Genomic DNA, 10,842 nt, shown 5'->3' on the forward strand with positions numbered 1-10,842 from the left:
GCTATTGTCGCGTCCATGAGCAAGGGTGAGGCCACCCGCGAGGCGATCCTGGACACGGCGAGCCGCCTGGCCCGGTCCGTCGGGCTGGGCGGCATCACCATCGGCACGCTCGCCACGAGCGCGTCGCTGTCGAAGTCGGGGCTGTACGCGCACTTCCGGTCGAAGGAGTCGCTGCAGGTCTCGATACTGGAACACACGCGGGCGCGGTTCGTGGCCGAGGTGGTGGCGCCCGCGCTGACCGAGCCGCGCGGTGAGCCGCGTGTGCGTGCGTTGTTCGAGAACTGGCTGGCCTGGGACGACCAGCCGGGCGGCTGCCTGTTCGTCGCCGCGTCCTCCGAGCTGGACGACCAGCCCGGTCCGGTGCGTGACCACCTGGTCCGCTACCAGCAGGACTGGCTGGACTCGCTCGCGGAGGTCTTCCGCACCGGCCTGTCCGAGGGCCATTTCCGGGCCGACGCCGACCCGGAGCAGTTCGCGTTCGAGGTCGACGGCGTGATGCTGTCGTGCCACATGTCCGGCAGGTTGCTGGGCGACCCGAACGCGCAGTCCCGGGCCCGCACCGCGTTCGAGGCCCTCCTGGACCGGGCAAGGGCCTGACTTCTCCCCTCCTGAAAGGTCGCAGACGTGTCGGTTCAAAAAAGCACGATCGTTCGTATTAAAATGGCTGCGATCCGGGCCGCGTTCGGCACACTGGAACGCGTCGCCCCCGACCTCGGCGCCCGCTGGGCCGAACGGCTGTGGCTCTCGGTGCCGCCGTACCGCGGCAAGAGCAGGCCGGGCGTGCTCCCCCGCGGCGAACGGTTCACCGTCAAGGTGAAGGACCGGACGGTCGTCGGCACGGTGTGGGGCAGCGGGCCGGTGGTGTACCTGGTCCACGGCAGGGGCGGCGTCTCCGCACAGCTGCACCCGTTCGTGGCGCCGCTGCTGGCGGCCGGGCACCGGGTCGTCACGTTCGACGCGCTGTCGCACGGCGCGTCGGACCCCGGCTTCATGAGCCCGCGCCACTTCACGATCCCGGAGATGGCGAGCGCGTTCACCGCGGTGGTGGCCGAACACGGACAGCCGCACGCGGTGATCGCGCACTCGCTCGGCTGCGCGTCCGTGTTCTACGCGCTGCGCGACGGCGTGCGCCCGTCCCGGCTGGTGTTCCTCGCGCCGATGACGCAGCCGACGCCGTACACCGCGGTCTTCGCGGCGACGCTCGGCTTCGGCGAACGCATCCGCACCCGCATGATGGACCGCGTCGTCGCCCGGGTCGGCACCCCGTGGGACGACTTCGACATGCCGACGCAGGTCACCCGTATCGCCGCGCCGCCGCTGCTGACCGTCCACGACCCGGCCGACAGCGAGACCCGTTACGCCGACAGCGTCGCCGTCGCCAAGGTGTGGCCGGAGTCGGAGCTGGTGACCGTCAAGGATCTGGGCCACTGGCGCCTGCTCCGCGACCAGGACACGATCAGCCGCGCGGTCGCGTTCGCGACGGTCCCGGTCCCGTCGACGAAGGCGAGCTGATCACGGCGTGACCCGGTGCAGGCGCATCGCGTTGCCGCCGAGGATGCCGAGTGCCAGACGCTCCGCGTCCGCGGTGGTCAGCGCGTCCTCGGCGAGCCACGCGTCCGTCAGCGCGTTCACCGCCCGCCGCCACAGCACCGCCCCCAGATAGTGCAACTCCGGCAACACGTTCCCGTCCGACGAGTACAGAACCGAGTCGAACGGCGCCAGCTCCAGCACTTCGGCGAGCACGGCGGCCGACCGGACCCCCACGAAGGGAATGGTCAACCCGAGGTCGACGTGCACGTGGTCGAACACGTGCGCCAGGTAGGCGGCGTTGCGGTGGAACGGATAGCAGTGCAGCAACACCACCTGGCACGGCGCGCCACGCAGGAAGTCCGTCAACAGATCCGGATCCGACGACGACAACCGCAGATCGGGGTCGCCGAACCCGGTGTGGATCTGCAGCGGCAGCCCCCGATCGGCGCCGACACGAGCCGCCTCGTGCACCACCCATGCGAGCAACACGGGATCGGTGAGTGGGGAGTCCTTGGCACGCAACCACGACGTGGCGGCCCGCACCGCCTCCGCACGCGCGGGCTGCACGGCGGGCAACGCCAACCCCCACCGGTACGCCACGATCGACTTGAACGCGATCGCCGGCGCGACGTACAGCGCGGCCTTGATCTTGTCCAGCAACCCTTCCGGCGAGGTCGCGGTCTTCTGCACGGCCTCGGCGACGGCCTCGATCCGCACCACCTCGTGCCCGGTGCCGCCGCCCAGCTCCGCCAGCCCGGACGGTGAGGTCACCGGGCCCGGCACGTAACCGGTGTCGACGAACCAGTGCCGCACCCCGGCCGCGGTGAGCAGTTGCTTCGACACCTCGTGCCAGCCCAGTTCCGCACGCCGCCACAGGTACTCCTCCGCGGGCGCGAGCGCCGGCATCCCGAGCACGGGTGCGCACCAGCGCCGCACGGACAACCCCAGCAGCGACCGGAACGGGTGCCGCCGAGCGCTTTTGGCCTCGGACATCCATTCCCGGGGATCCACCTCCCCGGTCGCCACCCCGTGACAGTGCTGGTCGACCAACGGCACGACATCGGCGACGCCCAATGTTCACCTCCGCGGAATCGGCTCACCAGCGCCAGAGAACGGCTGAGGTTAGCGCCCCCGCGTCGAGGCCCGAACAGCGCTCCGCCTCCGCGCGCCGCACGGTCGTGATCGCGTCGTGCAGTTCCGGTCCCAACGCCGCCGCGAGCACGGCCGACGACTCCAGCGCGGCGGCCGCCTCCGACGCCGACGACGGCAGCCGCGGCACCGCCCCGTCGCCGGTCGCCGGGTCGCCGGTGACCGGCGGTGGCAACCTCAGTTCACCGGTCACCCCGGCGAGTCCGGCCGCGAGCACGGCACCGATCAGCAGGTACGGGTTCGCGGTCGCGTCGAAACACTTGACCTCGGCGTTCGCGGACGAGCCGGTGATCAACCGGAGAGCGGTTTCCCGCGTCTCGTGGCCCCACGCCTGCCAGATCCCGGCCCAGCGCGACGGCTGCAACCGCAGGAACGACACCGGGTGCCCGCACCCGATCGCCACCAGCGCGGGCAACTCACGCAGCACACCGGCGAGAAACGCCTCCCCCTCGGCACGCAACCCGAACGGCCCGTCGCCGCCCGCCATGAGCGACCCGGCCGCGTCGTGCACCGACAGGTGCAGGTGTGCGCCGGACCCGGCACCGTCCGGGTCGACGGACGGCGAGAACGTGGCGCGCCAGCCGTGCGCGAGACTGCGGGACCGGATCGTGTGCCGTGTCAGCACGGCGTCGTCGGCGGCGGCGACCGGATCGGCGGGCGCCACCGACAGTTCCAGCTGCGCCACCGCGTACTCCGGGTGGAACTGTTCCACCGCGAGCCCCTGCGCCGTCAGGTCCGCGACGAGCTCCGCCGCGTACGCCGCGACCTGTTCGAGCCGGATCTGCCCGTACGCGGGCCCGTCGAACGCGGGTACGAACCCGTCGACACCCGCCCTGCCGAGGATCCACTCGTGCTCGAACGCGGCGACCACCCGCAGCCCGCGCGCGGCGAGCGCGTCGACCTGCCGCGCGGCGAACGCCCGCTGACACGCGACGAACCGCGTACCGTCCTGGAGGTACTTGTCCGCGGGCACCCAGCCCCAACCGGGCTGCGCCGACAACGCGACGAGCCGGGACATGTCAGGCACAAGCCGCAGATCCCCGTCGGGCCCACCAAGATAGCGACCCGCGACCATCACATCATCCGCCCCGAACGCCTCAAAACAAGGCGACACCCCCACCCTCGTGGGCAACCGACCCAACGGCACAGCCTTCACCCGCGTAACCCCAACGTTGTCCACGAACGACAACTCAACAAGCCCCACCCCAGCCCCCCGCAACTCCTCAACCGTCATCCCCCCATCCTGGCCCGCCCCCACAAGCCCCCGCGAGTCACGCGCCCAAACACCACGAGTCGTCGATTTCGTGCAGGCGCCATGCGCACGAAACCAACAACTCAACACGCCCGAGAGCGCGACTCGCGTCTCCACACACACCGCGAGTCGCGCGCTCAAACACCACGAGTTGTCGGTTTCGTGCAGGTGCCATGCGCACGAAATCGACAACTCATTACGCCCGAGAGCGCGACTCGCGTCTCCACACACACCGCGAGTCGCGCGCCCAGACACCACGAGTTGTCGGTTTCGTGCAGGTGGCATGTGCACGAACCCGACAACTCGGTGCGCCTGGGGGCGCGACTCGCGGGGTTGGGTTAACGGGTTGGTAGCCAGGTTTTTAGGGTTGCGGCGTCTTTTTGGAAGGCGTTGGGTGAGTCGTCGCGGACGAACTCCAGGAGTGCGTGCCGGTCGGGGGGTAGTGCGGCGAGTACGGGCTGCCACAGCGACTCCCGTGCGGCGAGCGGGAGGCGGGTGCCGTCGTCGGCCCAGCTGAAGACGTGTACCGCGACCGGGTCCAGGGCCGGCACGGCGGTGAGCGCGTCCTCGACCGTCGAGCCGATCGGGGGCTGCCAGTACGGGCGCAACGCGGGGACCTCGGCGAACAGGTCCAGTGCGGAGTCGAGGGTGTCGGTGAGCGTGTTCGCGTGGTACTCGACCGCGATCTCCACGCCTTCGCCGTTCGCCAGCTCGGCGGTCCTCCGCAGGTCCTCGACGACCCCCGCGCGGTTCGGTTCCTCCGCCGACCCTCGCGAGCCCGCCCACACGCGGATCCGCGGCGCGCCAAGGGCCAGCGCGGTCGCCAGCACAGGGCCGAAGTCGCCGTCCGCACGGTAGTACGACCCGTACGCCTCGATCGCGAGGCCGTTGTCGGCGCAGCGGGCCGCGACCTCGCGCGCGGTCCGGAGGTCGCCGAGCGGGACGTGCACGTCGCCGCCCCACTCGATCGCCTCCAGACCCGCGTCGGCGCACAGCGACACGATCTCGGCCGGGGTCAGCTGCCGGAACGTCACCGACACCAGGCCCGCGATCACGTCACGTCCCGCGGGGTCCAGCCGAGTTCACGGCGGGCCTTCTCGATGCTCATGGTCTTCCCGGTGGCGTCACCGCTGATCGCGTACGCGTCGAAGCCGTGGCCGCGGTGCCGCAGAGCCGCCTCGATCGCGGCCGCCACGTCCCGGCCAGAGGTGCTGATCGCCCGCTTCATGGGGGTGTCCCCACGCGGCCATTCATCGTCCGCCGCGGGGAAGCACAGGCGCAGGCAGACGGCGTCCATGCCGTCCCACCGGTCGGTCGCCGTGCGGCACACCTCCTCGCCGAGGCGCTTCGCGAGCCCGTAGAAGTCGGTGGCGGTCGGCGGCACCGACTCGTCGGGGAACGTGATCATGCCGGTCAGTTCCTCGTACGGGTACACCGACATGCTGCTGGTGTAGACCACGTGCCGGACCCCGGCCTTCGCGGCGCCGGTGAGCGCGAGGTACAGCCCGGACACGGCGACGTCGAAGTGCTGCCGCGCGTTCGCGGGGCTCCCCCAGCCAGCCAACGGGCCCATCGCCATGAACACCAGCGAGTCCACTTCGGACGACAGCGACGCGACGAGGTCCACGTCGTGCAGTTCGCCGACGTGGTAGTCCACTCCGGACACCGGCGTGGACGGCTCCTTCAGGTCCAGCACGCGGACCTCGTGCGTGCGTGCCAGCACCGGCACCACCAGCGAGCCGACGAGACCACAACCACCGATCACCAGCAGCCGCATGGCTTCTCCCCTCACACCTCGACGTGCGCGTCCCTGCCCGCGCGCAACCCGATCAGGGCGTGCGCGGCGGCGACGCCGACGAGCACCGACAGCGGCACCCGCCAGCCACCGGTCGCGTCGTGCAGCGCACCGAACAACGTCGGCCCGACCGCCGCGACGAGGTAGCCGACCGACTGTCCCATACCGGACAGCGCCGCGGACGAACGCGGGTCCGCTGCCCGCAGGCTGAAGAACGCGAGCGCCAGGAAGAACAAGGCGCCCGCGCCGATGCCGGTGACCAGCACCCACACCACCGCGAGGTCCGGCGCGACCAGCAAACCGAGGTAGCCGACCATCGCGAGCAGCGACGACGTGGACGCGACCGCCCGCTGGTCACGCAACCGGACCAGCAGCAACGGCACGACGAGGCTCATCACCACGCCGATGATCTGGTAGGCGAACAGCAGCCACCCCGCGGCGGTCGCGGTCGTGCCGTAGCTGACCAGGATGGACGGATACCACGACAGCACCGTGTAGAAGCCGGTCGCCGACAGCGCCATGAACACCGCGCACTCCCAGGCGAGCAGCGACCGCCACGGCGTCCTGCCCTTGTGCACCTCGGGCACCGCCCGCTGGGTGCGCCGCGACAGCCGTGGCGTCCACACGGCCAGCGCGACCAGCACGAACCCGGCCCACACGCCGAGCGCCGTGCGCCAGCCGCCGGGCAGCGCGTCCGCCATCGGCACCGCCACCCCGGCTGCGGTCGACGCGACGATGCCGATCACCGCCGTGTAAACGCCGGTCGCCGCGCTCACGTGGTCCGGGAAGTCCCTTTTGATCAGGCTCGGCATCAGCACGTTGCCCGCGGCGATCGCGGCGCCGAGCAGGACCGTGCCCACCCACAGCAGCCCGGTCACCGGCAGCGACCGCAGCACGATCCCGGTCGCGAGCAGGGCGAGCGCGAGCCACAGCAACCGGTCGGTGCCCAGTTTCCCCGCGAGCCGGGGGATCTGCGGGGACACCACGGCGAACGTGAGGAGCGGCAGCGTGCCGATGAACCCGGCCTCACCCGCGGTGAGCCCGATGTCGGCGCGGATGGTCTCCAGCACCGGCCCGACCGACGTCAGCGCGGCCCGCAGGTTCGCGGCGAGCAGCAGGAACCCCGCGATCATCAGGACCCGGCGAGCAGTGCCCTCGTTAGCAGTCCTCACGACCGTCACGGTGGTCAACCTCTCACACGGCCGAGGAGGGCGGCAATGATGAGATGGCGGGGTGCGCTGGATCGAACTCGAGAACGCCGTGAACGTCCGCGACCTCGGCGGGCTGCCCGCCGAGGCCGGAAAACGCCTCCGTACCGGGCAACTCGTCCGGTCGGACAACCTGCAGGACCTCTCGCCGGCGGACGTGACCCGCCTCGTCGACGAGATCGGGGTCACCACCGTCGTCGACCTCCGCAGCACCGGGGAGGTGCGGTCGGAGGGCCCCGGCCCGTTGAAAGCGCTTTCCTCGGTGGAGCACCGGCACCTGTCCCTGCTGCCGGAGTTCGGTGAGATGACCGACGTGGCGAAGGACGCGCTCGCGCTGAACCGGGAACGCGCTCTCCAGCGCGACCCGAAGAACGTGGCGGACGCGTTCTACTTCGGCTACCTCGAGGACCGGCCGGACAGCGTCGTCGAGGCGCTGCGAGCGATCGCGACCGCACCCGGCGCGGCGCTCGTGCACTGCGCGGCGGGCAAGGACCGGACGGGCGTGGTGATCGCACTGGCGCTGTCGGTGGCCGGGGTGCCGCGCGAGGAGATCGTGGCGGACTACGAGGCGACCGGCGAGCGCATCGAGCTGATCCTCGACCGGCTGCGCGCCTCCCCCACCTACGCGCGCGACATCGACAACGTGCCCGCCCACGAGCACGACCCGCGCCCGGAGATCATGCGCCGCTTACTGGCGCGCCTCGACGAGGACTACGGCGGCCCGCTCGGCTGGCTCGCGGCGCACGGGTTCGACAAGGTGGACGCGGAGAAGCTGCGGAACAAGCTGGTCGAGGAGTGAGCATGGCCGAGTCAGTGCTGGTCACCGGGGGTACGGGCGGTCTTGGCGCGGCCGTGACGACCGCGTTCGCGGAGGCGGGCTGGCGGGTCGTGGTGCCGTACCGGTCGCGGCCGCCGTCGGGTGTCGTGGGGGTGCGGGCGGACCTGACGGACCCCGCGCAGGTGGCGTCGGCGGTGGACGTGGCCGCGGCGGAGGGGCCGCTGCGTGCCGTCGTCCACCTCGCGGGCGGCTTCGCGATGGGCGGCCGCGTGCACGAGACCCCGGTCGAGGAGTTCGAGGCGCAGTTCCACACGAACCTGCGTCCGACCTACCTCGTCTGCGCGGCGGCGATCCCGAGGTTGATGGAGGCGGGCGGCGGCTCGATCGTGTGCGTGTCGTCGAAGGCCGCGGTCAACCCGTTCCCGGGCGCCGCGGGGTACGTGACGTCGAAGGCGGCGGTGCTCGCGCTGGTGGACGCCCTGGACGCCGAGTACCGCGCCGACGGCATCCGCGTGAACGCGGTCCTGCCCGGTGTGATCGACACGCCGGCGAACCGCGAGTCCATGCCCGGGAGCCGGTCGAACTGGGTTTCTCCGGCCGACATCGCGAAGACGGTCCTGTTCCTGGCGAGTGACGCGTCGAGCACGATCAGCGGCGCCCACATCCCGGTCGACCGCGCCTAGACGGGGACGGGTTCTCCCGCGAGTGCCCGCTTCGTCGCCTGGAGCGCGACGTGGCCGCCGACCGCGATCAGCACCCCGCTGGTCACGACCAGCCAGATCGGCGCGCCCGCGTTCAGCACGGCGATCACCACGAACGCGTCGAACAGGCCGACCAGCGTGAACCCGAGGTGTTCCAGGTGCGCGGGCGACCTGGGCGGCAGCCGCCGGGCCAGCACTCCCCGGGCCACCATCACGCCCGCCAGCAGCGTGAACGCGGTGAACAGCACACGGCTGCCCGCGCCGAGCAGGGTCCACTCCACGGCCACCGCGAGCGCGAGGAACACCGTGGTGGCGACAAGCGAGGCGAGGTAGACGTCGAAGAACCTGCCGCGGTACAGGGCGATTCCGCCCGCGATCAAGGCGATGAGGCCGGTGCCCGCGTGCAGGCCGATGAGAAGGGAGTGCATGAGACACGACCTTCCACTGTGGGAGGTCTTCAGTCTCGACCTGTCACAGTGGAATGTCAAGGAGGCCGGGCAGCTCGTCGAACCAGTCCAGCGCGGCCTGCTCGTGCCGGATACCGAAACGCAGGGTGGCGAGCCTGCGCGGGTCGTCGATCTCCTGCTCGTGCCTGCGGTACTCGGCCAGCCGCTCCGCGTGCCGGGACCGCTGCGTCGCGATGATCTCGGCGAGCCGGGCGGGCGGCAGGTGGTCGGCGAAGTTGATGGTCAGCAGCAACGGCGCCCGGACCTGGTCGTCCGCCGGGTCCGCGGCCACCCACTCCGCGAACGCGGCCCGGCCCGCCCGTGTGATCGTGTACGGCTTGCGGTCCCGTGGCCCCGGCTTCCCCGCGGTTACCAGCTCCTGCTCGGTCATCCTGGTGAGCTCGCGGTAGACCTGGCTCTGCGTGAGCGTCCAGAAGTTGCCGATCCGGTCGGCGGCCCTGGCCATCAGGTCCCAGCCCGTCATCGGGCCGTCGTGGAGCAGACCGAGCAACGCGGCGGCGGTGGCGTTCATGCGGTCATTCTCTCTGCCCGCTCGACTTGCGCTGGAGTGCGCTCCAGGTCATACCGTGGCTGTCGTGAAGCTCGGAGTGCACCAGATCGCGTTCACCGTTCCCGACGGGGCCGCCGGCATCGCGCCGGAACTGGTCCGCCTCGCACACGCCGTCGAGGAAGCGGGGGTCACGCACCTGTCGGTGATGGACCACTACTTCCAGATGGAGCAGATCCTCCCGGCCACCGACCCGATGCTGGAGGGGTACACCACGCTCGGGTTCCTGGCCGCGCACACCTCGACCGTCCGCCTCGGGCTGCTGGTCACCGGGGTCACCTACCGCCACCCCGGACTGCTCGCGAAGATCGTGTCCACATTGGACGTGCTGTCCGGCGGCCGGGCCGAGCTGGGCATCGGCGCCGCGTGGTACGAGCGTGAGCACGTCGGCCTCGGCGTGCCGTTCCCGCCGAGGGCGGAGCGGTTCGAACGCCTCGAGGAGACGCTGCGGATCTGCCGCCAGATGTGGGACCAGGACAACGACGGCCCGTTCGAGGGCAAGCACTACCAGCTGGCGGAGACCCTGTGCCACCCGGCGCCGCTCTCCAAGCCCCCGATCCTGATCGGCGGCGGCGGCGAGAAGAAGACGCTGCGGCTGGTGGCCCAGTACGCGGACGCGTGCAACCTCTTCGCCACGTCCCCGGAGGAGGTCGCCCACAAGCTGGACGTGCTACGCCGCCACTGCGACGAGGTCGGCCGCGACTACGACTCGATCCAGAAGACGGCCAACCACAACGGCCCGATCACCGACTCCTTCGTCAACGACATGACCGCGTACGCGAAGCTCGGCATAGAAACCATGATCGTCCTCCCCCCAGGCAACACCCCAGCCAAGTACGTACAAGAAGAAGTCGCCCCGCTAGTCCCCCAACTAGCAAACCTGTAACCCCGCGAGTCGCGCCCCAGAACACAGCGAGTCACGCTCCCGGACGCCGCGAGTCGCGCGCCCAGCCATACCGAGTTGTCGCCTTCGTGCAGACGCACAACACCACCACATGCACGAAACCGACAACTCAATGCGCCCCAGAACACGACTCGCCCTGTCCGGGAACGCGACTCGCGCTGTCCGGCAGCCCGCGAGTCGCGCGCCCAGCCATACCGAGTTGTCGCCTTCGTGCAGACGCACAACACCACCACATGCACGAAACCGACAACTCAATGCGCCCCAGAACACGACTCGCCCTGTCCGGGAACGCGACTCGCGCTGTCCGGCAGCCCGCGAGTCGCGCGCTCAGCCATACCGAGTTGTCGGGTTCGTGCAGACGCACGACACCGCCACATGCACGAAACCGACAACTCGATGTGTTCCGGAGCGCGACTGGGACTGTTCCAAGATCGGTGTTTCTGGCCCGACACGCCGGGCTGATGGTCTGGCGGGATGGGCACTGTGAGTGATGACATCTGATGTTGTGAGT

At 70.7% G+C, this 10,842-nt stretch carries 12 protein-coding genes; 5 read left to right on the forward strand and 7 right to left on the reverse strand.

The annotated features are described in order from the left end of the window. Nucleotides 1-15: 15 nt before the first annotated feature. Both ACIBVP_RS44920 and ACIBVP_RS44925 read left to right on the forward strand, forming a co-directional pair. The gene (locus ACIBVP_RS44920) at nt 16-597 is read left to right on the forward strand and encodes a TetR/AcrR family transcriptional regulator (protein WP_396112694.1); all 582 of its coding nucleotides are present in this window, start codon (nt 16-18) and stop codon (nt 595-597) included. Nucleotides 598-660: 63 nt separating this feature from the next. After that, nucleotides 661-1,512 carry an alpha/beta fold hydrolase gene (locus tag ACIBVP_RS44925; RefSeq protein ID WP_396112695.1) on the forward strand — a complete coding sequence of 284 codons (852 nt, stop codon included), beginning with the start codon at nt 661-663 and terminating at the stop codon, nt 1,510-1,512. Here the strand turns inward: ACIBVP_RS44925 and ACIBVP_RS44930 are convergent, their stop codons facing one another. From ACIBVP_RS44930 to ACIBVP_RS44950, 5 genes are all read right to left on the reverse strand, one after another. Continuing rightward, nucleotides 1,513-2,523, reverse strand: coding sequence for an amidohydrolase family protein (locus ACIBVP_RS44930; protein ID WP_396112696.1), 1,011 nt, complete (start codon nt 2,521-2,523; stop codon nt 1,513-1,515). 103 nt (nt 2,524-2,626) lie between these two features. Next, on the reverse strand, nt 2,627-3,913 hold the full coding sequence (locus ACIBVP_RS44935) for a glutamine synthetase (protein WP_396112697.1): 1,287 nt from the start codon (nt 3,911-3,913) through the stop codon (nt 2,627-2,629). Nucleotides 3,914-4,269: 356 nt separating this feature from the next. Next, on the reverse strand, nt 4,270-4,986 hold the full coding sequence (locus ACIBVP_RS44940) for a sugar phosphate isomerase/epimerase family protein (RefSeq protein ID WP_396112698.1): 717 nt from the start codon (nt 4,984-4,986) through the stop codon (nt 4,270-4,272). Continuing rightward, on the reverse strand, nt 4,983-5,708 hold the full coding sequence (locus tag ACIBVP_RS44945) for an NAD-dependent epimerase/dehydratase family protein (RefSeq protein ID WP_396112699.1): 726 nt from the start codon (nt 5,706-5,708) through the stop codon (nt 4,983-4,985). Before ACIBVP_RS44945 ends, ACIBVP_RS44940 begins: the two co-directional genes overlap by 4 nt. An 11-nt stretch (nt 5,709-5,719) precedes the next feature. Next, the gene (locus ACIBVP_RS44950; RefSeq protein ID WP_396112700.1) at nt 5,720-6,898 is read right to left on the reverse strand and encodes a CynX/NimT family MFS transporter; all 1,179 of its coding nucleotides are present in this window, start codon (nt 6,896-6,898) and stop codon (nt 5,720-5,722) included. A gap of 61 nt (nt 6,899-6,959) precedes the next feature. Between ACIBVP_RS44950 and ACIBVP_RS44955 the strand changes: the two genes are divergently transcribed. Together ACIBVP_RS44955 and ACIBVP_RS44960 are read left to right on the forward strand one after the other, a co-directional pair. Next, complete coding sequence (locus ACIBVP_RS44955) at nt 6,960-7,733, forward strand: tyrosine-protein phosphatase (RefSeq protein ID WP_396112701.1); 774 nt, start codon at nt 6,960-6,962, stop codon at nt 7,731-7,733. A gap of 2 nt (nt 7,734-7,735) precedes the next feature. Next, nucleotides 7,736-8,395 (forward strand): SDR family NAD(P)-dependent oxidoreductase, encoded by a 660-nt coding sequence (locus tag ACIBVP_RS44960; RefSeq protein ID WP_396112702.1) that lies wholly within the window; start codon nt 7,736-7,738, stop codon nt 8,393-8,395. Here ACIBVP_RS44960 and ACIBVP_RS44965 read toward each other — a convergent pair. Both ACIBVP_RS44965 and ACIBVP_RS44970 read right to left on the reverse strand, forming a co-directional pair. Further along, the gene (locus ACIBVP_RS44965) at nt 8,392-8,841 is read right to left on the reverse strand and encodes a hypothetical protein (RefSeq protein ID WP_396112703.1); all 450 of its coding nucleotides are present in this window, start codon (nt 8,839-8,841) and stop codon (nt 8,392-8,394) included. The genes ACIBVP_RS44960 and ACIBVP_RS44965 overlap by 4 nt on opposite strands. Nucleotides 8,842-8,884: 43 nt before the next feature. Continuing rightward, a complete protein-coding gene (locus ACIBVP_RS44970; protein ID WP_396112704.1) occupies nt 8,885-9,391 on the reverse strand; it encodes a PadR family transcriptional regulator in 507 nt (168 codons plus the stop codon). Between the two features lie 64 nt (nt 9,392-9,455). Here ACIBVP_RS44970 and ACIBVP_RS44975 point away from each other — a divergent pair, with 64 nt between their 5' ends. After that, a complete protein-coding gene (locus ACIBVP_RS44975) occupies nt 9,456-10,313 on the forward strand; it encodes an LLM class F420-dependent oxidoreductase (RefSeq protein ID WP_396112705.1) in 858 nt (285 codons plus the stop codon). Nucleotides 10,314-10,842 lie beyond the last annotated feature (529 nt).

The sequence above is a fragment of the Actinophytocola sp. NPDC049390 genome, from assembly GCF_044466355.1.
Lineage (GTDB): Bacteria > Actinomycetota > Actinomycetes > Mycobacteriales > Pseudonocardiaceae > Actinophytocola.